The sequence below is a fragment of the Nonomuraea sp. NPDC050547 genome (genome assembly GCF_044457345.1).
Taxonomy (GTDB): domain Bacteria; phylum Actinomycetota; class Actinomycetes; order Streptosporangiales; family Streptosporangiaceae; genus Nonomuraea.
On record NZ_JBITGW010000015.1, the window covers coordinates 177,258 to 200,088 of the forward strand.

The 22,831-nt window shown below is 71.7% G+C and carries 23 protein-coding genes; 21 read left to right on the forward strand and 2 right to left on the reverse strand.

The features are described from left to right. Window positions 1-6 precede the first annotated feature (6 nt). Window positions 7-1,107 carry a DegT/DnrJ/EryC1/StrS family aminotransferase gene (locus tag ACIBHY_RS34115; protein WP_397308842.1) on the reverse strand — a complete coding sequence of 367 codons (1,101 nt, stop codon included), beginning with the start codon at window positions 1,105-1,107 and terminating at the stop codon, window positions 7-9. 115 nt (window positions 1,108-1,222) lie between these two features. Between ACIBHY_RS34115 and ACIBHY_RS34120 the strand changes: the two genes are divergently transcribed. Further along, window positions 1,223-2,365 carry a macrolide family glycosyltransferase gene (locus ACIBHY_RS34120; RefSeq protein WP_397308908.1) on the forward strand — a complete coding sequence of 381 codons (1,143 nt, stop codon included), beginning with the start codon at window positions 1,223-1,225 and terminating at the stop codon, window positions 2,363-2,365. Further along, a complete protein-coding gene (locus ACIBHY_RS34125; protein WP_397308843.1) occupies window positions 2,362-4,056 on the forward strand; it encodes a BTAD domain-containing putative transcriptional regulator in 1,695 nt (564 codons plus the stop codon). The genes ACIBHY_RS34120 and ACIBHY_RS34125 overlap by 4 nt, the downstream gene beginning before the upstream one ends. On the opposite strand, the gene ACIBHY_RS34130 is transcribed toward ACIBHY_RS34125, so the two are convergent. Next, window positions 3,972-5,582 (reverse strand): FAD-dependent monooxygenase, encoded by a 1,611-nt coding sequence (locus ACIBHY_RS34130; protein ID WP_397308844.1) that lies wholly within the window; start codon window positions 5,580-5,582, stop codon window positions 3,972-3,974. The genes ACIBHY_RS34125 and ACIBHY_RS34130 overlap by 85 nt on opposite strands. 133 nt (window positions 5,583-5,715) lie before the next feature. On the opposite strand from ACIBHY_RS34130, the gene fabG reads away from it, so the two are divergent. Genes fabG through rfbA form a run of 19 tightly spaced genes read left to right on the forward strand, consistent with a single transcriptional unit; the run spans window position 5,716 to window position 22,829 of the window. Next, on the forward strand, window positions 5,716-6,465 hold the full coding sequence (fabG, locus tag ACIBHY_RS34135; protein ID WP_379611855.1) for a 3-oxoacyl-ACP reductase FabG: 750 nt from the start codon (window positions 5,716-5,718) through the stop codon (window positions 6,463-6,465). Window positions 6,466-6,489: 24 nt separating this feature from the next. Beyond that, window positions 6,490-6,777 carry an acyl carrier protein gene (locus ACIBHY_RS34140; protein ID WP_157251764.1) on the forward strand — a complete coding sequence of 96 codons (288 nt, stop codon included), beginning with the start codon at window positions 6,490-6,492 and terminating at the stop codon, window positions 6,775-6,777. Then, window positions 6,774-7,241: a 3-hydroxyacyl-ACP dehydratase FabZ gene (gene fabZ / locus ACIBHY_RS34145; RefSeq protein WP_184971230.1), complete on the forward strand. Its 468-nt coding sequence runs from the start codon at window positions 6,774-6,776 to the stop codon at window positions 7,239-7,241. The genes ACIBHY_RS34140 and fabZ overlap by 4 nt, the downstream gene beginning before the upstream one ends. Then, complete coding sequence (locus tag ACIBHY_RS34150; protein WP_397252698.1) at window positions 7,234-8,307, forward strand: aminomethyltransferase family protein; 1,074 nt, start codon at window positions 7,234-7,236, stop codon at window positions 8,305-8,307. The genes fabZ and ACIBHY_RS34150 overlap by 8 nt, the downstream gene beginning before the upstream one ends. A gap of 11 nt (window positions 8,308-8,318) precedes the next feature. Then, the gene (locus tag ACIBHY_RS34155) at window positions 8,319-10,553 is read left to right on the forward strand and encodes a beta-ketoacyl synthase N-terminal-like domain-containing protein (RefSeq protein ID WP_397252697.1); all 2,235 of its coding nucleotides are present in this window, start codon (window positions 8,319-8,321) and stop codon (window positions 10,551-10,553) included. Further along, entirely contained in the window at window positions 10,550-11,299 is a 750-nt protein-coding gene (locus ACIBHY_RS34160; RefSeq protein WP_397252696.1) for a nitroreductase family protein, read from the forward strand. Before ACIBHY_RS34155 ends, ACIBHY_RS34160 begins: the two co-directional genes overlap by 4 nt. Continuing rightward, window positions 11,296-12,528, forward strand: coding sequence for an NAD(P)/FAD-dependent oxidoreductase (locus ACIBHY_RS34165; protein WP_397107209.1), 1,233 nt, complete (start codon window positions 11,296-11,298; stop codon window positions 12,526-12,528). The genes ACIBHY_RS34160 and ACIBHY_RS34165 overlap by 4 nt, the downstream gene beginning before the upstream one ends. Next, complete coding sequence (locus tag ACIBHY_RS34170; RefSeq protein ID WP_397252695.1) at window positions 12,525-13,391, forward strand: alpha/beta fold hydrolase; 867 nt, start codon at window positions 12,525-12,527, stop codon at window positions 13,389-13,391. Before ACIBHY_RS34165 ends, ACIBHY_RS34170 begins: the two co-directional genes overlap by 4 nt. Window positions 13,392-13,401: 10 nt before the next feature. Further along, window positions 13,402-14,307 carry an ACP S-malonyltransferase gene (locus tag ACIBHY_RS34175; RefSeq protein WP_397252694.1) on the forward strand — a complete coding sequence of 302 codons (906 nt, stop codon included), beginning with the start codon at window positions 13,402-13,404 and terminating at the stop codon, window positions 14,305-14,307. Beyond that, complete coding sequence (locus ACIBHY_RS34180) at window positions 14,304-14,720, forward strand: phosphopantetheinyl transferase (RefSeq protein WP_397252693.1); 417 nt, start codon at window positions 14,304-14,306, stop codon at window positions 14,718-14,720. The genes ACIBHY_RS34175 and ACIBHY_RS34180 overlap by 4 nt, the downstream gene beginning before the upstream one ends. A 1-nt stretch (window position 14,721) precedes the next feature. After that, window positions 14,722-15,561 (forward strand): ester cyclase, encoded by an 840-nt coding sequence (locus ACIBHY_RS34185; RefSeq protein WP_397308845.1) that lies wholly within the window; start codon window positions 14,722-14,724, stop codon window positions 15,559-15,561. 24 nt (window positions 15,562-15,585) lie between these two features. Continuing rightward, window positions 15,586-16,368 (forward strand): alpha/beta fold hydrolase, encoded by a 783-nt coding sequence (locus ACIBHY_RS34190; protein WP_397308846.1) that lies wholly within the window; start codon window positions 15,586-15,588, stop codon window positions 16,366-16,368. Continuing rightward, a complete protein-coding gene (locus ACIBHY_RS34195; RefSeq protein ID WP_397252690.1) occupies window positions 16,365-16,805 on the forward strand; it encodes a hypothetical protein in 441 nt (146 codons plus the stop codon). The genes ACIBHY_RS34190 and ACIBHY_RS34195 overlap by 4 nt, the downstream gene beginning before the upstream one ends. Continuing rightward, window positions 16,805-17,806 (forward strand): nitrous oxide reductase family maturation protein NosD, encoded by a 1,002-nt coding sequence (locus tag ACIBHY_RS34200; RefSeq protein WP_397308847.1) that lies wholly within the window; start codon window positions 16,805-16,807, stop codon window positions 17,804-17,806. The genes ACIBHY_RS34195 and ACIBHY_RS34200 overlap by 1 nt, the downstream gene beginning before the upstream one ends. Continuing rightward, window positions 17,803-18,741: an ABC transporter ATP-binding protein gene (locus ACIBHY_RS34205; RefSeq protein ID WP_397308848.1), complete on the forward strand. Its 939-nt coding sequence runs from the start codon at window positions 17,803-17,805 to the stop codon at window positions 18,739-18,741. Before ACIBHY_RS34200 ends, ACIBHY_RS34205 begins: the two co-directional genes overlap by 4 nt. Window positions 18,742-18,743: 2 nt before the next feature. Continuing rightward, window positions 18,744-19,871: an ABC transporter permease gene (locus ACIBHY_RS34210; RefSeq protein WP_397308849.1), complete on the forward strand. Its 1,128-nt coding sequence runs from the start codon at window positions 18,744-18,746 to the stop codon at window positions 19,869-19,871. Then, window positions 19,868-21,013 carry an ABC transporter permease gene (locus ACIBHY_RS34215; RefSeq protein ID WP_397308850.1) on the forward strand — a complete coding sequence of 382 codons (1,146 nt, stop codon included), beginning with the start codon at window positions 19,868-19,870 and terminating at the stop codon, window positions 21,011-21,013. Before ACIBHY_RS34210 ends, ACIBHY_RS34215 begins: the two co-directional genes overlap by 4 nt. A gap of 5 nt (window positions 21,014-21,018) precedes the next feature. Next, entirely contained in the window at window positions 21,019-21,948 is a 930-nt protein-coding gene (rfbB, locus tag ACIBHY_RS34220) for a dTDP-glucose 4,6-dehydratase (protein ID WP_397308851.1), read from the forward strand. Continuing rightward, window positions 21,945-22,829 (forward strand): glucose-1-phosphate thymidylyltransferase RfbA, encoded by an 885-nt coding sequence (gene rfbA / locus ACIBHY_RS34225; RefSeq protein WP_397252684.1) that lies wholly within the window; start codon window positions 21,945-21,947, stop codon window positions 22,827-22,829. The genes rfbB and rfbA overlap by 4 nt, the downstream gene beginning before the upstream one ends. The last annotated feature ends 2 nt before the right edge of the window (window positions 22,830-22,831 follow it).

Below are 22,831 nucleotides of genomic sequence, written 5' to 3' on the forward strand. Positions count from 1 at the left end.
TGGGGTCTAGAGCACCTCGCGCAGGGCGGCGATGACCTTCTCCTGCACCTCGACCGGGAGCGACGGGTACATGGGCAGCGAGAAGATCTGCCCGGCCAGCTCCTCGGTCACCGGCAGGCTGCCGGGACGGTAGCCGAGGTGGGCGAAGCCGGTCATCGTGTGGACCGGCCACGGGTAGGAGATGTTGAGGTGGATGTCGTAGGCGCGCAGCGCCTCGATGATCTCGTCGCGCCGGGGGTGGCGCACCACGTACACGTAGTAGACGTGCTCGTTGCCCTCGGCGGTCGCGGGCAGCACCAGCTCGGTGTCGCCCAGGGCCCGCTCGTAGCGTTCGGCGACCGCGCGGCGGCCGGCGAGGTAGGCGTCGAGGCGGGTGAGCTTCCGGCGCAGGATCTCCGCCTGCACCTCGTCCAGCCGGGAGTTGTGGCCCGGTGTCCGCACCACGTAGTAGGTCTGCTCCATGCCGTAGTAGCGCAGCCTGCGCAGGCTGGCGTCCACGACGTCGTCGGAGGTGATCGTCGCGCCGCCGTCGCCGTAGGCGCCGAGCACCTTGGTCGGGTAGAAGGAGAACGCCGCGGCCCGGCCCATCGAGCCGGCCACACGGCCGTGGTGCCTGGCGCCGTGCGCCTGGGCGCAGTCCTCCAGGATCACCAGGTCGTACGCCTCGGCCAGGCGCTCCAGCGGAGCCATGTCGACGCACTGGCCGTACAGGTGGACGGGCAGCAGGCAGCGGGTGCGCGGCGTGATGGCCGCCTCGACCTGCTCGACGTCCATGAGGTAGGTGTCGCGGTGCACGTCGGTGAAGACCGGGGTCGCGCCCACGCCGTCGATGGCGACGACGGTCGGCGCCGCCGTGTTGGACACGGTGATCACCTCGTCGCCCCTGCCGACCCCCAGAGCCTGGAGGCCGAGCTTGAGCGCGTTGGTGCCGTTGTCGACTCCGGTGCAGTGGCGCGCGCCGTGGTAGGCGGCGAACTCGGCCTCGAAGGCGCGCACGCTCTCGCCGAGCACGAGCTGGCCGGATTGGAACACGGTCTCGACGGCGTCGATCAGATCGTCCCGTTCGACGTCGTATTCCGGCAGGTAGTCCCAGACACGAGTGGCCATGACTCAACGTAATCACCGGGCCCCGTACCGGCGGTACCCCTATCACGGGGTTAGGGGTGACACGTTATGCCCCGTCCTCACTAGCTTTGTGCGTATGGCACGGCATTACCTCTTCATGTGTCAGCCCGATCATGGCCACGTGATTCCGAACTTGGCCGTGGTCGCCGAATTGGTGCGCCGGGGAAACCGGGTCACCTACGTCACCGGTGAAAGCATGGCCGACGTCGTCCGCGCCGCGGGCGCCACCGTCATCGGCTACGACTCCATTTATCACAAGGCCGATCTGCGTCGGCTCGAAGACGATCCGCTCGGGCTCATCTCGCTGTTTCTCGACGAGAGCCGGGTCATGCTGGAAAGCGTTGGATCTGAAAAGGCCGACGTGGTGGTGTATGACATCTCCGTTCTGCACGCCGGGCGGATTCTGGCGCGTAAGTGGGGGCGGCCGGCCGTACAACTCATTCCGGTTTTCGCGTCGAACGAACATTTCTCCTACCTTTCCTCCATCTACGGCGACGGCGGCGCCGGCGGCGCGCTGCCCGGCTGGGTGGACGACATGCTGGCCAGGACCGCCTCGCTCGCGCACGACCACGGCGTGGACGTGCCGCCGGCCGACCTGTGGTGGCAGGTGCAGGACTTCAGCCTGGTCAACCTGCCGCGCTCCTTCCAGTTCGCCGGGGAGACCTTCGACGAGCGCTTCGCCTTCGTCGGGCCCTGCCTGGGCGAGCGGAACTTCCTGTCGGACTGGACGCCGCCCGGCGACGGCCGCCCGATCGCGCTGCTCACCTTCGGCACCGTGGCCAGCAGCCGTCCCGACCTGTTCCGCACCTGCGTGCGGGCCTTCGGCGACCTGCCCTGGCACACCGTGGTGACCGTGCCGGAAGCCGTCGACCTGGGGCCGTTGCCCGCCAACGTCGAGGTCCGCCGCTGGGTCTCGCACATGAGCGTGCTGCGGCACGCCGACGTGGCCGTCACCCACGGCGGCATGGGCACCGCCATGGAGGCCCTGTACTGGGGCCGCCCCACGGTCATCGTCCCGGCCACCGCCATCGACGGCCCGCCCGCCCGCCGCGTCGCCGAACTCGGCCTCGGCCGCGTCGTCGACCCCGCCGAGCTGACGCCGGAGCGCCTGGTCGCCGACGTGCTCGCGGTCGTCTCCGATGACCGGGTACGGCAGGCCACCGCCGCCATGGCACGGGAGATCCGCGAAGCTGGCGGCACGACCAGAGCGGCCGACGAGTTAGAGCGGTACCCGGCATGAGCCGGCCCTTCGAGTTCGGCGTCCTCGGCCCGCTCAAAGTCGCCAAGGACGGCGCCGAGCTGCACATGAGCGCGAACAGGGAGCTGGCGATCCTGGCCAGCCTGCTGCTCAACGCCAACCGGGTGGTCAGCGTGGACCGCCTGGTGGAGACGGTGTGGGCGGGCTCCGCCCCGGCCAGCGCGTGGCGGCAGATCGCCATCTGCGTCTCGCGGCTGCGCCGTACGCTGGGGGCGGGTGTGATCGAGACGTCCAGCCCCGGCTACATGCTGCGCGCCGAGCCGGACAGCATCGACTGGCTGCGCTTCGGCGCGCTGGTGGCGCGGGCGCGCGCGACGGCGTCCGACGGCGAGCGCGAGGCGGCGGTCAAGCTGCTGCGCGAGGCGCTGTCGCTGTGGCGGGGCAACCCGTTCGAGGACATCAGGGGCCTGCGCTACGACGTCGCCAGGATGGAGGAGTCGAGGCTGGAGGCCATGGAGGCCTGCCTGGAGCTGGAGATCGAGCTCGGCCGCCACCACCAGGTGATCCCCGACCTGCTGGCCCTGGCGAACGAGTCGCCCTTCCGCGAGCGGGTGCGCGCCCAGCTGATGCTGGCCCAGTACCGCGCGGGACGGCGGGCCGACGCGCTGCGCACCTACCAGGAGACGCGCCGCTACCTGCTGGAGCAGATCGGCCTGGAGCCCGGACCCGCGCTGCGCCGCCTGCACGACCAGATCCTCAGGGACGAGGTCGCGCTCATGCGTCCGGTGCCGCGCGTCCCGGCGCCCGCGCAGGTGGTCCCGTCGCAGCTGCCGCCGCAGATCCTGCCGTTCGTCGGCAGGGAGCGGGAGTTGGCGGCCCTGGACGCGGCCCTGAGCCACGACCAGGCGGCGGCACCGGCCACGACCGTGGTCAGCGGGCCGGCGGGCATGGGCAAGACCGCCTTGGTGCTGCGGTGGGCGCACGAGCGGATCGACTGGTTCCCCGACGGGCAGCTGTTCGCCGACATGGCGGGGGCCAAGCCGGAGACCGTGGTCGAGCGGTTCCTGCGCGCGCTCGGCGTGCCCGCCGCCGACCTGCCCCTCGACGCCGACGAGAAGCTGGCGCTGTACCGGTCCTGGACCGCGCGGCGCAGGCTGCTGGTGGTGCTGGACAACGTCACCGACGCCGAACAGGTCGTGCCGCTGCTGCCCGGTGGCGCGCACTGCCGGGTCGTCGTGATCAGCACGGACCCGCTGGACGACCTGGTGGCCAGGCAGGGGGCGCACCGCGAGTTCGTCCGGCCGCTGCCCGCGACCGACGCCCGGCGGCTGGCCGACCTGCTGGTGGGCACGGCCCGCGGACGGGTCCTGGCCGCGACCTCGGGCAGCCCGCTGTCGCTGCGCCTCGCCGCGGCCAAGATGCGCACCCGCTCACGCCCCCACCACGACCCTGTGCGCCTCGACCCAGCAGCCCGCCACGATCCGACGGCCCGTCACGATCCCGTACGCCACGATCCGGCCCGTCACGATCCTGTGCGTCACGATCCGGCCCGCCATGATCCGGCCCGTCACGATCCTGTGCGTCACGATCCCGCACGTCTTGATCCGGCCCGTCACGATGCGGCTCAGCCGCACCGTGACCTGGCCCATCACGACCGTGCCAGGATCGTGTCCAGCGCCTCCAGCAGTTCCGCCTGCGAGGGTTGCCCGGTGCACGAACGCCACCCCACGTGACCGTCGGGGCGGATCAGCACCGCCCCGCTCTCCTCCAGGCCGTACTCCCCGGCCCAGGTCGGCGAGGTCAGCCCGCCGGACCCGTCGGCGGAGATCTCGACCGCCGCGATCACCACACCGCTCGACTCGGCCGCCTCCTTCGCCGCCTGCAGCCAGCCGCTCCCGGCCGGCGTCAGCAGCGTGAACCCGGGCCCGAACAGGTCGAGCGTGGAGATTCTGCCGTCCTCGCCGGTCAGCCAGGCGTGCGGGGCGCGGTGGCCGGGGCGGGCGGCGGGGACGTAGGTGCGGTAGGGGTCCTCGGGTCCGGGGGCGGGCGTGCCGTCGGCGACCACGGCCGCCGACTCGTAGTGGAAGCCCAGGACCAGGCCCTCCGAGCTGCGCCGGCCCGCCTGCTGCTCGATCGCCTCGGTCATCGACAGGTGCCCTTCCATCATGTGGAAGGTGATCAGCGCGTTGTTCAGGCTCTCGTCCACGGTCCTGGCCGCGATCGGGCGCCGCTCCGCGGTGTAGGTGTCCAGCAGGTACGGCCCCGCCGTACCGTGGAGCACGGCGGCGAGCTTCCAGGCCAGGTTGTGCGCGTCCTGGATGCCGCAGTTCATGCCGAACCCGCCCTGCGGCGTGGCCACGTGCGCGGCGTCCCCGGCGAGAAAGACGCGGCCCTTCTGGAAGGTGGTCGCCACCTTGGCCTGCTGCAGCCAGGGCATGACGCCCAGGATGTCCACCGGCAGGCCGGGCACGCCGACGGCGCCGCGTACCGCGTCGAGGCAGACCTGCGGGGTGAAGTCGGCGGGGCTGCCGCCCTCCTCGGGTTCGTAGCCGGTCTGCACCATCCAGCGCCTGCCGCCGTCCACGGCCTCGACCGCGCACGGCGGGTTGCGCAGGAACGACAGCGCGGCCCGGCGCTCGGACGGCAGGAAGCTCAGGTCGGCCTCGAACATGATGCTGATCATGTGGCCGAGCGTGGGCGGGCCCTCGACCTCGATGCCGAGCTGCTCCCTGACGCCGCTCCTGGCGCCGTCGGCGGCCACGGCGTAGCGGGCGCGCACCAGCGTACGGCCCCGCCCGTCTTCGACGACCGCCTCGACGCCGTCGCCGGCCCCGCGCAGCCCGGTCATCGTCGCGCCATAGCTGACCTGGGCGGACGGCATCGATTCCGCCAGCCGGCGCAGGATCACCTCCAGGTGGTCCTGCGAGCACAGGTAGGCGTAGGTGGGGCTCTGCGGCGCGTCGCGCTCGATCGCGGCCGCGGAGCGGATGAAGTCGTCGGAGGACAGCGAGCTGCCGACGCCCACGGCGAGGAACTCCTCGCGCGGCATTCCGGCGCGTTCGACGTCCGCCACGATTCCCCAGGCGCGGAAGATCTCCATCGTCCTGGTGGTGATGAGTCTGGCCTTCGGGAATATCGAGGTGCCCGCGTGTTTCTCGACGAGCAGCGTCGATATTCCGTGGCGCGAGAGCTCAATGGAGGCGGACAGGCCGACCGGGCCGCCGCCGACGACCAAAACTTCTACGTCGAGCTCGTCCATGATGCAAGGGTGATATATCCAATTTCCCCAGTCAATGCACTAATAACTGAATGATACAGGCGTGATATCGCCCTTTAGTAACTTGTTGAGTGAAGATCCAGATAATGTGCAGTCGAATTCCTGGAGAACGAAGATGCTCTTTGCCGAAGGCTCAGTGGCCCTGGTGACGGGCGCCTCACGCGGAATCGGCCGGGCGGTCGCGCTCGATCTGGCCAGAGAAGGCGCTCATGTCATCGTCAACTACGCCAGGTCGGAGCGGGACGCCAAAGAGGTCGTGGCGCTCATCCAGGAGGAGGGCGGCAGCGCCGAGGCCGTGCAGGCGGACGTCGCCGACGAGGACGCCGTGCGGGAGATGTTCCGCGGCATCCGTGCCGACCACGGCCGCCTCGACGTCCTCGTGACCAGCGCCGGCCTCACCCTCGACCGCTACCTCATCACGATGAGCCAGGAGCAGTTCCGCACCCCGCTCGACGTCAACGTCGTCGGAACCTTCCTGGCCTGCCGCGAGGCGCTGCGCCTGATGCGCAACCACAAGCGCGGCTCCATCGTGACGATCTCCTCCACGAGCGGGCTCGACGGAGGCTTCCCCGGCCAGACCAACTACGTGGCATCGAAAGGCGCGATCATCGCCTTCACCTCGGCCCTGTCGAACGAGGCCGCGCCCCACGGGATCAGGGCCAACGTGGTCGCCCCCGGCTTCGTGTCCACCGACATGACCCGCAAGGTGCCCACGGACATCAGGAAGCAGTACGAGTCCCGCATCCGCCTGGGCCGCATGGGCCGCCCGGAGGAGATCGCGTCGATCGTCAGCTTCCTCGCCTCGGACAAGGCGTCGTACATCTCCGGCTCCGTGATCGTCGCCCACGGCGGCGGCCTCGGCTGACCCCGGTCACTACTAGGAGGACAGATGACCATCGACGAGCTTCGCGCGAAGGCCGCCGAGCGCCAGCAGACCTGCACCCAGATCAAGAAGATGATCGTCTCCCGGCTCGACCTGGAGATCGAGCCCGACTGGATCACCGACGACCAGCCGCTGTTCGGCCGCGGCCTGGAGCTCGACAGCCTGGATGTGCTGGAGCTCTACGTGGCCATCGAGGCCGAGTTCGGCGTTGCCCTCTACGACAGCGAGATGGCCGTCTTCGGATCGGTCTCCCGCCTGGCCGACGAGGTCAACCCCGCGCTGCGGGCGTCATGACCGCGACGACGGCGCCGCCGGTCCTGACCGGCCTCGGCCACGACCAGATCCGGGCCGTGCTCCCGCACCGCTGGCCCATGCTCCTGCTCGACCGGGTCACCCGGGTCGAGCCGGGCGTCAAGGGCAGCGCCACCAAGAACGTGGCCGGCACCGAGCTGTGGTTCCAGGGCCACTTCCCGAACGAGGCGGTCCTGCCCGGCATCGTGATCATCGAGTCGCTGGCCCAGCTCGCCGGCGTGGTCTTCGCGCTGGCCGGCGCGAGCGAGATCAGCTACCTGGCCGGAGTCCGGTCGATGCGCTTCCGCCGTCCCGTGGTGCCCGGCGACCAGCTCGTGCTGAGCGCCGAGCGGACCGCGGGCGGCAGGGGCTTCGCCGAGTACAAGGTCTCGGCCCGGGTCGACGGCCAGATCGCCGCCGAAGGAAACCTCACGATCGCAGACCCGAAAGGTGTGAAGAATGGCTAGCGTCCTCGCGAACCTTCATCCGGAGGACACCGTCTACGGCGACGTGGGCGACGCCTCCCTGCCGCGGCGCTTCTCCGCCGCGCCCGACGCGCTGTCGGCCGAGTACAAGGTGCTGAGGGAGCGCGCCGCGATCCTCGACCTGAGCGCCCACCTGCTGATCGAGGTCACCGGAGCCGAGGCGATCGACTTCGCGCAGCGGGTGCTGGCCCGCGACGTGGAGTACCTCACCTCCGAGCGCTGCATGATGAGCCTGGTCCTGGACGAGTCCGGGCAGGTCGTCGACCAGGTCCTGGCCTTCGGCCGGGAGGACGGCATCCTGCTGGAGAGCTCGGCGGGCGCCGGCGCGCGGCTGCTGGAGCACCTGCGCACCCACAACGACGAGGGCGTCGAGATCACCGAGCGCGACGACCTGACCGTCCTCGGCCTGGAGGGCCCGTACGCCTGGGGCGTCGTCGGCCGCCTGATCGACGGCGAGCTGGCCGCGCTGCCGTTCGAGTCGGTCGTCGACACCACCTGGAACGACTCCGAGATCATCTTCGCCCGCACCGGCTTCACCGGCGAGTACGGCTACCAGATGCTCGTGCCCAAGGCCGCCGTGGGCGAGCTGTGGACCCAGTCGCTGGAGCACGCCCAGGCGGCCGGCCAGGACGCCCTGGAGCTGGCCATGCTGGAGGTACGCCAGCCGATCCCGCGCCACGAGGTCACCGGCGGCGCGAACGTGATCGAGATCGGCGCCAACTGGCTGGTCGACGTCACCAAGGACGCGTTCGTGGGCAAGGACGCCGTGCTCGAGGCGTTCGAGTCCGGCGCCGGCCGCCGCACCGTCGGCTTCGTCGGCGGCGAGGGCGTGCCGACCCCCGGCACCCGCGTGTACGCGGGCGGCGAGGACGTCGGCGAGGTCGTGCACGCCGTGCACAGCGTCGGCCTGGGCACCACGCTCGGCCTGGTCAGGGTGGACGCCGACCTGGCCGCCGCCGGTCTGGAGTTCACCGTCGCCGGTTCCGACGTCACCACGCTCACCAGCCCGTACATCGTGCCCAAGAGCTGGAGCATCCCGATCATCTGAAGGAGAAGGCAATGGCGCTGCGGCCCATCGTCGTCACCGGTCTGGGGATCATCTGCGCCGCCGGGCGCGACCCGGCCGAGTTCTGGCAGCGGCTCCTCGCTGGCCAGGGCGGTCTCGCCCCGGTCGAGGACGAGGCTTACGCGGTGTTCGAGGCCAGGTACGCCGGCCAGGTCCCGGACGCGTGGATCACCAGTCAGCTCACCGGCTCCGACGCCGACCTGGACCGCACCGCCCAGCTGGCGCTCATCGCCGCCAGGCAGGCGGTCGAGCAGGCGGGTCTGAGCGGGTTCGACCAGGACCGGTTCGGGATCATCCTCGGCAAGTGCCAGGCGACCCCCGACGCGGCCGGGCTCTACCAGCCCATGCACCGCACCCAGGACGTGGTCGCCGAGCGCCTCGGCCTGGGCGGCCCCCGCATCCTCGTCTCCACGGCGTGCGCGGCCGGCGGCAACGCCGTCGGCCTCGCCAAGGACAAGATCCTCACCGGCGAGGCCGACGTCGTGCTCGCGGGCGGCGTCGACCCGCTGCTCTTCGGCACGTACGCGGGCTTCGCCGGCCTCCAGGCCCTCAGCACGGGACCCTGCCGCCCCTACAGCCACTCCGACGGGCTCAACCTGGGCGAGGGCGCCGCCTTCCTTCTGCTGGAGCCGCTCGACCTGGCCCTGGCCAGGGGCGCGACGCCGCTGGCCGAGGTCGCCGGCTACGGGCTGTCGGCCGACGCCTACCACGCGACCGCGCCCGACCCCACCGGCCGGGGCGGCGCCAGCGCCGTCCGGCGGGCCCTGGCCGACGCCGGCCTCACCACCGCCGACGTGGGTTACGTCAGCGGCCACGGCACCGGCACCCCCGCCAACGACGCGATGGAGGCCAAGGTCATGCGGGTCGTGTTCGGCGAGCGCGCCGGACGGGTCCCGACCAGCAGCATCAAGTCGTACGTCGGCCACACGCTCGGCGCCGCCGGCGCCGTCGAGGCGGTGGCCAGTGTGCTGGCGCTGCGCCACGGCGTCGCGCCGCCCACGATCGGCTTCGACGACGACGCCGAGCCGCGCGACCTGGACTTCGTGCCCAACACGGCCAGGCCCATGCCCATCGACACCGTCGTCTCCAACAACTACGCCTTCGGCGGCAACAACGTCTCGCTGGTGCTGACCACCCCCCAGCCGCCACGCGAGTACGAGGAGTTCCCGCACCGCGAGGCCGTCATCACCGGCCTCGGCCCCGCCATCGGCTCCGCCACCGGCATCGCCGAGCTCAGCGCCGCCATCCTGACCGGTCGCGAGGCCACGGGCGAGGCGCCGACGCTCGAAGGCCGCACGTTCGCGCCGCGCTCGCTGTGGCGGCACATGAACCAGCTCTCCCGCATGGCCATCGCCGCCTCCCGGCTGGCCTGGGAGGACTCGGGACTCAAACTGCCCAGGAAGGAGCTCGACGACGTCGGCCTGGTCTTCGCGACCGGCGCCGGATCGGCGGAGAGCACCGGCGGCTTCGACGAGAGCATCGCGCTCAACCCCAACAAGCCGGCCGTGCTGAGCTTCTCCAACGTGGTGCTCAACGCCACCGGAGGCGCGGTCTGCCAGACGCTCGGGCTGCGCGGGCCGACCACCACGATCTGCAACGGCGCCGCCTCCGCCTCGATCGCGCTGGACTGCGCGGTCGAGATGATCAGAGCGGGCAAGGCGGAGGTCGTGCTCGTGGTCGCCGCCGACGAAGCCGCCTACGGTACGGCCCGGCCGCCGGGCGAGCCGGTGAAGGGGTCGGGGGCGGTGGCCTTCGTGGTCGAGTCCGCCGACCACTGCGCCGGGCGGGACGGCACGCCGTACGCCAAGATCCTCGGCACCAGCCACCTGCCGGGCGACCCCGAGCTCACCCGAGGCATCGACCGGTTGCACGGCGCCGAGCCCGCGCTCACCCGCGGTCTGGAGCGGCTGCGTGGCACGGAGCCCGCGCTGGTGCTGGGAACCGGTGGCGCGGGTGAGGCGGCGGCGGTGCGTACGGCGCTGCCGCACGCGGCGCTGACCACGAGCATCGGGCTGGCGGGCGACTGCCAGGCGGCCTCGGGCGCGCTCAACCTCGCGCTCGGCGCTCTGGCGATCCGCGACGGAATCGCCCCGGCGCACGCGGGCACCCCGGAAGAGCAGGGCGGGTTCGTGACCGAACCGGAGCTCGGTGCGCCGGTCGCGCGGGCGCTGGTGTTGTCGGAGTCGCCGGGATCGGTACACGGCGCCGTGCTCCTGGGGGCGATATGACCGCCCCGGTGGAGATCATGGCCGGCCTTCCGTTCGACGTGACCGAGACCGACCGCCTGCTGACCACCACCCGGTCGGTACGCCGCCGCCTGGACCTCGACAGGCCGGTGCCGCGCGAGGTGGTGGAGGAGGCGCTGGAGATCGCCATCCAGGCCCCCAGCGCCAACAACCACCAGAACTGGCGGTGGATGGTGGTCACCGACGACGGCGTCAAGAACCGCATCGCCGAGCTGACCTCGTTGTCGTGGCAGTTCCACCGCATGGACATGTGGACCAACGCCGGCCGGCGGCGTACCGACCGGCAGGCGCGCAAGAACTACGAATCGGCGCAGGCGCTGGCCGAGGCGATCGCCCGGGTACCGGTCCTGGTCATCCCCTGCGTGCTGGGGCGGCCGCCGGACATCTCGGCCATCGACGAGGCGTGGCGCCGGCGGATGGCGACCAAAGAGGACGACGACCCCGGCCACCGCTCCACCCACGGCTCCATGCGGGCCAGCATCTTCTACGGGTCGATCTTCCCCGCCATCTGGTCCTTCCAGCTCGCGCTGCGCAGCAGAGGGCTCGGCAGCACGATCACCTGCCTGCACGTGGCCCACGAAGGGCCGGTCGGCGAGCTGCTCGGCATCCCGTCCGGCGTCACGCAGGTGTGCATGATCCCGGTCGCCTACACGGTGGGCACCGACTTCCGCCCGGCCGATCGCGTCAGCGCCAAGGAACGCACGTTTTGGGAGAGGTGGGAGTCATGACCGACGTCGTCATCGTCGGCGGTGGCATCGCGGGAGCGTCGGCGGCGTGCAAGCTGGCCGCCGGAGGGCTCTCCGTCGTGTTGCTGGAGAAGCAGGAGAGCTACAACGACCTGGTCCGCGGCGAGTGGCTGGCCCCGTGGGGCATCAGGGAGGCCCAGCGCCTGGGCGTCTACGACTGCTTCGGGGCGGGCGGCGCCTGGGAGATCCGCGAGTGGATGACCTGGGACGAGGCGGTCGACCCGCATGAGGTCGAGGCCGTGGACATGACCCGGTTCATCCCGGGGATCGGCGGGCCGTACTCGTTCCCGCACCACCAGGTCTGCGAGCTCATGGCGGCCCAGGCCGCCGACAGCGGCGCCACGCTGATCATGGACGCGGGCAAGATCGAGGTGACCGCCGGCCCCCGCCCGTCGGTCACCTACCTGAACTCCGAGGGCCGCCGCGAGGAGATCCGGCCCAGGATCGTGCTCGGCGCCACCGGCCGCGGCTGCACCGTCGGCCGCCAGGTCGGCATCACCATGAGCAACCACATGCACCACTGGGGCGGCGGGGTGATGGTCGAGGGCCTCGACGACTGGCCCGCCGACGTCCAGGCGATGGGCACCGAGGGCGACGTCATGTTCATGGTCTTCCCTCAGGGGTACGGCCGCGCCCGCCTCTACCTCAACTTCGGCACCAAGGACAGCCGCAAGTACCGGGGCCCCGGAGCCATGGACCGTTTCCTCAAGGCCTTCGAGCTGGAGTGCCTGCCCGACCGTGGCCGTGCCGTCGTGGAGTCGCGTCAGGCGGGCCCGCTGTCGGTGTGGCCGTCGGTCTCCAGCGTGCCGGAGGGCCCGCCGCTGACCGAGGGCGTCGTGCTCATCGGCGACGAGGCGGGCAACGCCGACACCGTGCTCGGCACCGGACTGTCGTGTGCCATGCGGGACTCCAGGACCGTGTGCGAGATCCTCCTGGACTCCGACGACTGGTCGCCGCCGGTCTTCGAGCCGTACGTGAAGGAGCGCGAGTTCCGGCTGTCGCGGCTGGACTTCGGCGCCCAGATCATCAGCCGGCTGCACGTGGAGTTCGGTCCGGCCGCCGTCGAGCGGCGGCGCAGGGTCCGCAAGCTGATGGCGAAGAACTTCGCCGCGCAGGTGACCGGGTTGCTCAACATGGTCGCCCCCGAGGAAGTGCCCGAGTTCGGTTTCAGCGAGTTCTTCGCCGAGCGGTTGTTCAGGGAGTCCGCATGACCGAGAAGAAGCTCATCCACGTCAACGACGTGGACATCGCCTACGTGGACGAGGGGGAGGGCGAGACCGTCATCCTGCTGCACGGCTTCCCCGACTCCTCCTACCTGTGGCGGCACCAGATCCCCGCGCTCGTCGAGGGCGGCTTCCGGGTGATCGCGCCGGATCTGCGGGGCTTCGGGGACTCCAGCAAGCCGCAGGAGATCGAGGCCTACACGATGCAGACGATCGTCAACGACATCGTCGCCATGACGATCCAGCTCGGCATCAAGCGGCCGCACGTGGTCGGCCACGACTGGGGCGCCGCGATCGCCTGGATGTACGCGTTCCTGATGCCGCGCCGCATCGACCACCTGGCGGTGCTGTCGGTCGGGCACCCGGGCGTCTTCTCCTACCCGACCCTGGAGCAGCGCGCGGCCTCCTGGTACATGCTCTTCTACCAGTCGCCGGCCGCCGAGGAACTGCTCAAGCGCAACGGCTGGCGGCTGTGGAAAGAGATCATGGGCCGCGAGGGCGACTACGACCGGCACCTGCGCGACATGGCCAGGCCGGGCGCGCTGACCGCGGGCCTGAACTGGTACCGCGCCAACCGCTCGCCTGAGGCCGAACTGCGTCACCAGCGGCCCTTCCCGCCCATCTACGCCCCGACGCTCGGCATCTGGTCGACGGAGGACAAGGCGCTGCTGGAGGAGGGCATGGCCAACTCCGGCAAGTTCGTCAAGGGCCCCTGGCGCTACGAGCGCGTCGAGGACGCCGGCCACTACATCCCGCTCGACGCCCCAGAAACGGTCAGCAAACTCCTGCTGGGCTTCCTCGGCACGGAGCAGCCCGCAGAGCCGGAGCGGCGGCCCCGGCGCCGCCTCTAAGGAGCAGATCATGGTCGGCTACCTCTTCCCCGGGCAGGGCACGGTCCGCGTCGGCATGGGCGCGTGGCTGCGGCGCAACCCGGTGGCCAGGAGAGTGCTCGACGAGTTCGACGAGCGGCTGTCCCGGCCGATCTCGCCCATCTGCACGCGCGGGCCGCTGGACCGGCTGGTCTCCACCGAGCACGCCCAGATCGCCGTCACCGCCTGCAACCTGGCCACGCACGCCGTACTGGAGGACGAGGGATTCCAGCCGCACGTGGTCGCCGGGCACAGCGTCGGCGAGCTGAGCGCGCTCTACGCCGCCGGCGTCCTGGACCTGGCCGAGACCGCCCGGCTCGTGGAGCTGCGGGCCCGGCTGATGTCGCGGGTGAACGTCATCGGCGGCATGCAGGCGGTGATGGGCCTTGAGGTCGAGCAGGTCGAGGAGATGGTCGGGTGGGCGGCCGGACCGGACGAGCCGCTCGTCGTCGGGCTGGAGAACGCGCCCGGCCACGTGGTGGTCTCCGGCGCCATGGGCGCGCTCGACCGCCTGGCCAAGCTGGCCACCTCGGCCAGCAAGATTGTGGAGCTGGCGGTGGGCAACGCCTTCCACTCGCCGCTCATGGACCCGGCCGTGCCCGAGTGGAGCGCCGCGGTCGAGGTGGCCGCGATGCGCCCGCCGTCCGTGCCGGTGGTGCCCAACGTCACCGCGGAACCCACCACCGACCTGGACGTCATCAGGCGGGCGCTGGTCGGTCAGCTCACCGGGCGGGTCCTGTGGACGCGCACCGTGGCCGTGGTCGACGCGCTCGGCCCGAGCGTCGAGGTCGGCGACAGCAAGGTGCTGGCCGGGCTCTCGCGCCGCTCCGGCGCCCGCTGCCTCAGCATGGCCGAGCCCAGCACGCTGCGCCGGCTGGCCAGGGAGGTGGCGGCGTGAACCGGTGGGGCAGCGCGCTCGTCCGATTCGGCGGCTTCACCAGGCCGCAGGACCTGGTCGGGGCGATGGCGCTGGAAGCCGTCTACACCCCGGCGGAACGGGTCAGGTCGGGAGCCGGCCGGACGCTGCAGCACTGGGCCGGGCGCCTCGCCGGCAAGTACGCGGTCCTGCGGCTGCTGGACCTGCCGCCGACCGCCGAGCTTCTGGGCTCGGTCGAGGTGCTGCCCCGGCCCACGCCCGCGTGCGAGCAGTCGGCGGCCTGCCTGGACGGGCATCCGCCGGCCGTACAGCTGAGCGGGGAGCTGACCGCGCGGGCGAGGTCGGGGGAGCGGATCCGCATCTCGCTCAGCCACACCGACGGCCACGCGCTCGCGGTCGCGGTCGCGGCCGCGCGGCTTCCGGAGGACGACTGACATGGACGCCAGGAAGATCGCCGAGGAGCACTTGGACGCGTGGCGGCGCGAGGACGCGGCCATGGTGGCCGGTCGCGTCACCCGCTACGAGGACCCCGACTCCGGCGGGCCGCTGAGCGGCGAGGAGCTGGCCGCGCACGCCGCCGCTCTGATGGAGAGCTTCAAGGGCCTGCGCTTCGAGGTCGGGCGGATGACCGGCGACGCGGACGCCGTGACCGTCTCCTGGACGCTCACCGCCGACCACCGCGCCGCCTACCTGGGCATGCCCGCGACCGGCGGCGCCGCCCGCGTGTCCGGCACCGACCTGGTGACGGCCGACGGGCAGGTACGACGGATCTTCGACCGGCTGGCGCTGGCCGAGACGCTCGGCTACTCGGCGCGGTTCGTGCCGGAGGCCGATGACGTGCGCGAGTTCGGGGTGAGCGCAAGGACGGCGAGCGGGCGTACCGATCGGCCCGGCGCCTTCTCCCTGACCTGGCTGGAGATCCGCGACGCCGCGGAGGCGGCCGACGTGGACCTGCTCAGCGTCGAGATCGTCAAGTCGCTGCGCGCCTCGCGCGGGTTCCTCGGCGTGACCACCGTCGACGTCGGCAACCGCAAGTACACCCTGAGCGCCTTCGACCGGCCGGAATCGGTACGCGCCGTGCACGCCAGGCCCCACCAGCGGGCCATGCGCCGCTTCTTCAAGAGCGGGCTGTGCACCCGCGTCCACACGAGCATCTGGGTTCCCGCCAAGTCGCGGGAGTACGCACGCTGCCCGAGCTGCGAGTCGGTCGTCCCGGTCGGTGCCGGTACGGCCTGCGGCTGCGGATGGATCCCCGACGACGCCTCCCTGCTGTGAACCACACCTGTGAACGGAGCCCCGATGACCGACTTCACGACCGAGCACCGGCTGGACGGCGGGTCCAGGCCGGCCGTCGTCTTCATGTCCGCTTTGTTCGCCGGCGGCTGGATCTGGGAGCACCCCTACCGCCGCCTGGAAGAGCAGGGCTGGCCGGTGCTGCGTACCCACGAGGCCATCTGCGCGCTGGACCGCCGGGTGGCGGGCTCGATCGAGCGGCTCGGCGACTCCTTCCTGGCGGCCTGTGACGAGGCGGGCGCCGGCGAGGTGATCGTCTGCGCCAACTCGCTCGGCGGGCTGGTCGCCATCGACCTGGCCGGACGCTACCCCGAGCGGGTACGCGGCATCGTGGTCAGCGGCGCCCCCGGCCTGACCCCGGACCCGGACGTCGGCCTCAGCTTCGACCGGCGCGGCAGCGTGCAGCCCTTCGGCCAGGAGTTCGGCGACCGTATGCTGGCCGCGCTCTTCCACGACCGCTCGCGCGCCTTCTCCGACGAGCGCAAGGACGAGGTCGGGGAGATGCTGCGCCGGCCCGAGTCGATGGTCAGCATGGCCCGCAGCCTCAAGGCCACCCGCACCTACCAGGTCAAACCCGCCCTCGACCGGGTGGCCTGCCCGTCGATCTACATCTGGGGCCGCCACGACCGCATGACGCCGGTCGACCCGTGGCTGGACGTACTGGCCGGCTACCCGGTCGAGATCGTGGTCGTCGAGGACAGCGGCCACATCCCGATGATCGAGCGCGGCGACGAGTACACCGCGGCGCTGGAAGGCTTCGCCGGGCGTTGCGCGGGGGCGCTGGCATGAGCGTGCCCGCCGTCCTCCTTGGGGTCGACATCGTCGCCGCCGACCGGCTCGCCACGGCCGCCCGGCGCGGTGGCGAGACGTTCGACCGCGTCATGGGCGGCGGCGGGCCGACCTTCTCGGTCAAGGAGAGCTTCATCAAGGCCGTCGGCGGGCGTCCGCCGGGCTTCAGCTGGCACGACTTCCAGGAGACCGGCGAACGGCCGGCCGGCTGGGCCGGCCGCCTGCTCGACGAGGCCGCCGCGGAGCTGATCGCCTCCACCGGTCTCGACCTGCCCGGACGCGCGGTCTTCACCGTCAGTGGCGCCAGCGAGAAGGCCGCCCTCGTACGGCTCCCGCCGCACGCCGGCCGCGTCACCGGCGCCGCCCGCTGGGGTCACGGCTCCGGCCTGTTCGTCTCCCTCGCGATCGTTTACGTCCGTCGGAAGGGAACCCACTGATGCACGTGGTCAAGCCGGGCGAGTCCATCCAGCGCGCGCTCGACGAGTCGGGCCCCGGCGCCGAGATCCTCCTTGAGGAAGGCGTCTACGCGGAGACCGTCTGGATCAGGCACGACGACGTCACGCTGCGCGGCGCCGGCATGGGCAGGACGGTCCTGGTCCCGGGCGGCGACGTGCTGCCGGACATCCCCAAGCTGCACGACGCCGACGCGAGCGTGCTGAGCGGCATCAGCGCCAACGGCGTCGCCCGCGTGAAGATCTCCGGCCTGACCGTGCGCGGCTTCACCGGCGCGGGCGTCTACGCCCACACGGTCGCCGGCGTCGCGGTGCGCGAGGTGGAGGCAGCAGACAACGCCGTGTGGGGCGTCTACCTGCGCGAGTCGAGCGGGTGCGAGGTCGTGGCGTGCCGCGCCTACGGCACCCAGTACGGCGGCATCGCGCTGAGCTTCTGCCCGGACGCCGGCGGCGAGGTCACCGGCAACGAGGTCGTCCGCAACGCGTTCGGCATCTTCGTCGACAACTCCTCGCGCACGCGGGTGCTGCGCAACTCCTGCCACGAGAACGCGATCGGCATCATGCTCCTCAACCAGATCTACGAGGGCGAGCCCGAGGGCGGCGTCCGTGACTGCCTGGTGGCGGGCAACGAGCTGTTCGGCAACAACCTGGCGGCCGGCATCCAGCCCGACGGGCTCGGCGCGGCCGGGCCGCCGATCTCCGGCGTGGGCCTGGCGCTGATCGGCACCCACCGGGTGAGCGTGGTGGACAACCGCGTCCACGGCAACCACCCGAGCGGGGAGTCGGTCATGGGCGCCGCCTTCACCGTCGGCTCCTCCAAGGACTGGGGCGGCGACGACGCCTTGGACAACCACATCCTGTGGAACCGCGTCACCGGCAACAGCCCGCTCGACTACCAGCTCGGCTGCGATCTCGACCGGCAGACCATCTGGGGCAACCGCGCCGACAAGGGCGAGCCCGTGGACGCTAAGGGGTGGAACCCGTGAGCGCGACCCTGTCCTGCCACGGCCTGAGCAAGCGCTACGGTGACGTCGTCGCCGTACGGGACGTCGGCTTCTCCATCGCGCCCGGTCAGGCGTACGGGCTGCTCGGCCCGAACGGCGCGGGCAAGACCACGACCATCTCCATGCTGGTCGGCCTGCTGCGTCCCGACTCCGGGAGCGTCACGGTCGGCGGCGTGGACCTCGGCGCCGAGCCGCTGCGGGCCAAGGCCAAGATCGGCTACGTGCCGCAGGAGATCGCCCTCTACCCCGAGCTGACCGGCCGGGAGAACCTGCGCTTCTTCGGCCGCCTGTTCGGCCTGCCGCGCAGGCGGCTGGCCGGCCGCGTGAACGAAGTACTGGAACTGGTCGGCCTCACCGACCGCGCCGACGGCAAGCTCGACACCTACTCCGGCGGGATGAAGCGGCGCATCAACATCGGCGCCGCCCTCCTGCACCGCCCCGAGATCCTCATACTCGACGAGCCCACCGTCGGCGTCGACCCGCAGAGCCGCAAGGCCATCCTGGACGGCGTCGAGCACCTGGTCGCCGAGGGCATGGCGCTGCTCTACACCTCCCACTACATGGAGGAGGTCGAGCGGGTCTGCGACCGCGTGGCCATCATCGACCACGGCCAGATCGTCGCCGAAGGCACCCGGCAGGAGCTCGTGGCCATGGTCGGCAGCGCCGACAAGATCGAGCTGGTGCTCGACGGCGACGTGGACGCCGCGTTCGCGAAGCTCCGTACCGTCGAGGGCGTGCTGGAGGCGGCCAGGACCGGCGACGGCTCGGTGCGCCTGCTGGCCGAGGGCGGCAGGTACCTGCTTCCGGCGCTCATCACCGCCGTGGAGGGCTACGCCACCGTCACCGCCACCGAGGTCATCGAACCCGACCTGGAGGCGACCTTCCTCCACCTGACCGGCAGCACGCTCAGGGACTGAGGATGATGCGACCCCTGCTGACAGTGAGCGCCCTGGAGCTGCGTACGCGGCTGCGGGACGGCACCGCGCTGATCATCGCGGTCATCGTGCCGGTGGCGCTGGCCACGTTGTTCGGGCTGGCGCTCGGCGGCGACGACCCGCCGCTGCGCGCGACCGTCGGCGTCGTGGACCTCGACCGCGGCCGGCTGCCCGCCGACGTCCGGCGGGAGATCGCCGCGGCGGAGCAGTTCAAGGGCGTGCTCACGCTGCGCGACCTGCCGAGCGAGCAGGCGGCGCGGCGGGCCGTGGACAACGGCGGCGTCGGCGCGGCGATCGTGTTCGGCCGCGACTTCAGCCGCACGGTCGGCGCGGGCGGCGCGGGACAGGTCTCCGTGCTCACCACGCCCGAGTCGCCGCTGGCCGGAGTGGTGGCCAGGTCGCTGGTGGAGCGGATCGCGGTGATGGTGGAGTCCAGGGCGCTGACGGAGCGGTTCGCCGCGGGCCCGGCGCAACCGCTGAGCGTGGTGAGCGACCCTCTCGCCGGGGGCAAGGTGGACCTTTCCGTCTACTACGGCTCCGGCATGGCGGCGCTGTTCGCCTTCTTCGTGGTGGGCGCCTCCTTCCGCAGCCTGCTCACCGAGCGCAAGCTGGGCACGCTCAACCGGATGCGCGCCGGACCGCTGGCCCCCTGGGTGCCGGTCGCCGGCAAGGCGATCGTGGGCTTCGCGCTCGCGCTCTTCGGCGTCTGCGTGACCTGGGCCTCCTCGACACTGATCTTCGGCACCACGTGGGGCGACCCGGTGGCCGTCTTCGCGGTCCTGTGCGCGCACGTGCTGGCCGCCGCCGCGATCACCATGCTGGTCGCCAGCCGGGTCAAGACCGACGCGCAGGCCGACGGCGTGATCATGGCGGTCTCGTTCGTGGCCGCGTTCTTCGGCGGCAGCCTGGTGCCGATCCCCAACCTGCCCGACGCCCTGCAGGTCGTGGCCCTGTTCACGCCCAACGGCTGGACCTCGCAGGCGCTGGTCGGCCTGGCCGGCTCCGGTGACGGACTGGCCAGCGTGGCGCTGCCGATCGGCGTCCTGTGCGCGATCGCGCTGACCGCGGGCGGCCTGGCCGCCGCAGGACTCAAGAAGGGACTGCTCGGATGAGGCCCCGTCCCGTGCTGGCGCTCGTGCTGGCCAACCTGCGCCGCCACACCCGCGACAGGACCGGCCTGTTCTTCATGGCGGTCATGCCGTTCGTCTCGATCATCTTCGTCGGCATGGCGCTGGGCGGCGGCACCGTGGGCGAGCGGCTGTCCGTCGGCGTCGTCGCGCCCGGCGGCGACCCCGTCACCGCCGCGGTGCTGGCCGAGCTCCGCCGCCACCCCGACCTGGAGATCACGCCGGTGGCCGCCAAGTCCGAGCTGGAGTCGGGCGTGCGCGAGGGCTCGCTGGCCGCCGGTCTGGTGGTCACCCCCGGTTCGTCCCGCCTCGACCTCGTCGCGACCGAGAACAACGGCAGCGGCGTGGCCGCGCGCGCCGCCGTCGAGGTCGCCGTCGGCCGCGTCTCGGGCGTCCTCGCCGCCTCGGCCGCCGCCGAGCGCGCGGGCTCCACACCCCACCAAGCCGCCCTCCTGGTACGGCAGGCGCAGGCGCAGACCGGCCGCGTCACCGTCGTCGACACCGAGTCGCCCGGCGGCGAACCCCGCGGCTTCGCCTACACCGCCCCCGCCAACCTGCTCCTGTTCACGTTCATCAACTCCATGGCCGTGGCCGCCGCCATGGTCGAGAGCCGCCGGCTCGGCATGCTCCAGCGGGCGCTGACCGCCCCGGTGAAGCGCGGAGCCGTACTCATGGGCGAGGCGCTGAGCCGCTTCGCGGTCGCGATCGCGCAGGCCGCGCTCATCGTGGTGGTCAGCTCGCTGGCCTTCGGCGTGCGGTGGGGCGACCCGCTGGGCGTGGCCGCGGTGGTGGGCGTGTTCGCGCTGGTGGCGACGGCGGCGGCGATCCTGGTCGGCACGCTGCTGAACAACCCCGACCAGGCCCCGGCGATCGGCCCGTCGCTCGGCGTCGTGCTCGGCATGCTGGGCGGCTGCCTGTGGCCACGCGAGGCGGCGGGCGAGACGCTCAACACGATCGGCCACTTCTTCCCGCACGCGTGGGGCATGGACGCGCTGCTCGCGCTGTCGCGGCCGGGCACCGGCCTGCTCGCGGTGCTCCCCGAGCTGGCGGTGCTGGCCGCGATGGCCGCGCTGCTGCTGGGCGCCGCGCTCATTCTCTTCAGCCGGCGTACGAGAGCGGGGACCTGATCGCCATGCGCACCCTCGTCACCGGCGCGGCCGGCTTCATCGGTTCCGCCTATGTCAGGCACCTGCTCGGCCGTCCGGCCGGGCGGGTCACCGTGCTGGACAAGCTCACCTACGCCGGTGATCCGGCCAACGTGCCGGCCGGCCCGAGGGTGCGCTTCGTCAAGGGCGACGTGTGCGACACCGGGCTGCTGGCCGAGCTGGTCCCGGGCCACGACATGGTGGTGAACTTCGCCGCCGAGACCCACGTGGACCGCTCGATCGCGGGCGCGGCGGAGTTCGTCCGGACCAACGTGGCAGGCACCGAGGCGTTGCTGCGGGCCGCACTGGACGCCGGAGTAGGGCGATTTATCCAGATATCTACGGACGAGGTGTACGGCTCCATCGACACCGGCTCCTGGGACGAGACCTGCCCCCTGAAGCCCAACTCGCCCTACGCCGCCGCCAAGGCCGCCGCCGACCTCATGGCCCTGGCCTACCACCACACCCACGGCCTGGACGTGCGCATCACCCGCTGCGGCAACAACTACGGCCCACGCCAGTACCCCGAGAAGCTCATCCCGCTGTTCGTCACCAACCTCCTGGCCGGCAAGAAGGTCCCCCTGTACGGCGACGGCCGCAACGTACGCGACTGGGTCCACGTGGACGACCACTGCAGAGGCATCCTCCTTGTCGCCGAGAACGGCGCGCCCGGCGAGGTCTACAACATCGGCGGCGGCACCGAGCTGACCAACCACGAGCTCACCCACCTGCTCCTGCGGGCCTGCGGCGCGGGCCCCGACATGATCGACCACGTCGCCGACCGGCCCGGCCACGACCGGCGCTACTCGCTCGACGACTCCAAGATCCGCGGTCTGGGCTACCGGCCCGAGGTGCCCTTCGCCGAAGGGCTGGCCGCGACCGTCCAGTGGTACCGAGCGAAAGGCGGACCACGATGAAGGGGATTCTCCTCGCCGGCGGGCGCGGCACGAGGCTGCTGCCGACCACGCTGGCCGTCTCCAAACAACTCCTCCCGGTCAACGACAAGCCGCTCGTCTACTTCCCGCTGTCGGTGCTCATGCTGGCCGGCATCCGGGAGATCCTGGTCATCTCCACTCCGGAGGACCTGCCGCAGATCCGCCGGCTGCTGGGCGACGGCTCCCAGCTCGGCCTGCGCCTCGACTACACCGAACAGCCCGAGCCCAACGGCATCGCCGAGGCGTTCGTGCTCGGCGCCGAGCACATCGGCGACGACAGCGTGGCCCTGATCCTGGGCGACAACGTCTTCCACGGCTACGACTTCCAGGGCGTGCTGCGCCAGGAGTGCCGGGACGTGGACGGCTGCGTGCTGTTCGGCTACCCGGTCAGCGACCCCCAGCGGTACGGCATCGCCGAGACCGCCCCCGACGGCCGCCTGCTCTCCCTGGAGGAGAAGCCGGCCGTACCCAAGTCCAATCGCGCGGTCGTGGGCCTGTACCTCTACGACAACGACGTGGTCGACATCGCCAAGAACCTCGCCCCGTCCGCGCGCGGCGAGCTGGAGATCACCGACGTCAACCGCGACTACCTGCGACGCGGCAAGGCCACGATGGTCGACCTCGGTCGCGGCTTCGCCTGGCTGGACGCCGGGACGCCCGAGTCCCTGCTCCAGGCCGGGCAGTACGTGCAGCTTCTGGAACAGCGCCAGGGAGTGCGGATCGCCTGTCTCGAGGAGATCGCCCTGCGCATGGGATACATCGACGCCGAGGCCTGCCACCGGCTCGGCGTCGCACTGGAGAAGTCCGCGTACGGCCAGTACGTGATCTCGGTGGCCGAGCAGTTCGCAGAACAGGGGAGGTAGAT

Bases quoted from the DNA above. Each gene is read 5' to 3' on its own strand.
- ACIBHY_RS34210 (WP_397308849.1), top strand. From the start codon at position 18,744: ATGATGCGACCCCTGCTGACAGTGAGCGCCCTGGAGCTGCGTACGCGG.
- ACIBHY_RS34195 (WP_397252690.1), top strand. From the start codon at position 16,365: ATGAGCGTGCCCGCCGTCCTCCTTGGGGTCGACATCGTCGCCGCCGAC.
- ACIBHY_RS34160 (WP_397252696.1), top strand. From the start codon at position 10,550: ATGACCGCCCCGGTGGAGATCATGGCCGGCCTTCCGTTCGACGTGACC.
- ACIBHY_RS34150 (WP_397252698.1), top strand. From the start codon at position 7,234: ATGGCTAGCGTCCTCGCGAACCTTCATCCGGAGGACACCGTCTACGGC.
- ACIBHY_RS34175 (WP_397252694.1), top strand. From the start codon at position 13,402: ATGGTCGGCTACCTCTTCCCCGGGCAGGGCACGGTCCGCGTCGGCATG.
- rfbA (WP_397252684.1), top strand. From the start codon at position 21,945: ATGAAGGGGATTCTCCTCGCCGGCGGGCGCGGCACGAGGCTGCTGCCG.
- ACIBHY_RS34155 (WP_397252697.1), top strand. From the start codon at position 8,319: ATGGCGCTGCGGCCCATCGTCGTCACCGGTCTGGGGATCATCTGCGCC.
- fabG (WP_379611855.1), top strand. From the start codon at position 5,716: ATGCTCTTTGCCGAAGGCTCAGTGGCCCTGGTGACGGGCGCCTCACGC.
- ACIBHY_RS34115 (WP_397308842.1), bottom strand. From the start codon at position 1,107: ATGGCCACTCGTGTCTGGGACTACCTGCCGGAATACGACGTCGAACGG.
- ACIBHY_RS34165 (WP_397107209.1), top strand. From the start codon at position 11,296: ATGACCGACGTCGTCATCGTCGGCGGTGGCATCGCGGGAGCGTCGGCG.
- rfbB (WP_397308851.1), top strand. From the start codon at position 21,019: ATGCGCACCCTCGTCACCGGCGCGGCCGGCTTCATCGGTTCCGCCTAT.
- ACIBHY_RS34215 (WP_397308850.1), top strand. From the start codon at position 19,868: ATGAGGCCCCGTCCCGTGCTGGCGCTCGTGCTGGCCAACCTGCGCCGC.
- ACIBHY_RS34170 (WP_397252695.1), top strand. From the start codon at position 12,525: ATGACCGAGAAGAAGCTCATCCACGTCAACGACGTGGACATCGCCTAC.
- ACIBHY_RS34140 (WP_157251764.1), top strand. From the start codon at position 6,490: ATGACCATCGACGAGCTTCGCGCGAAGGCCGCCGAGCGCCAGCAGACC.
- ACIBHY_RS34120 (WP_397308908.1), top strand. From the start codon at position 1,223: ATGTGTCAGCCCGATCATGGCCACGTGATTCCGAACTTGGCCGTGGTC.
- ACIBHY_RS34185 (WP_397308845.1), top strand. From the start codon at position 14,722: ATGGACGCCAGGAAGATCGCCGAGGAGCACTTGGACGCGTGGCGGCGC.
- ACIBHY_RS34200 (WP_397308847.1), top strand. From the start codon at position 16,805: ATGCACGTGGTCAAGCCGGGCGAGTCCATCCAGCGCGCGCTCGACGAG.
- ACIBHY_RS34125 (WP_397308843.1), top strand. From the start codon at position 2,362: ATGAGCCGGCCCTTCGAGTTCGGCGTCCTCGGCCCGCTCAAAGTCGCC.
- ACIBHY_RS34130 (WP_397308844.1), bottom strand. From the start codon at position 5,582: ATGGACGAGCTCGACGTAGAAGTTTTGGTCGTCGGCGGCGGCCCGGTC.
- fabZ (WP_184971230.1), top strand. From the start codon at position 6,774: ATGACCGCGACGACGGCGCCGCCGGTCCTGACCGGCCTCGGCCACGAC.
- ACIBHY_RS34190 (WP_397308846.1), top strand. From the start codon at position 15,586: ATGACCGACTTCACGACCGAGCACCGGCTGGACGGCGGGTCCAGGCCG.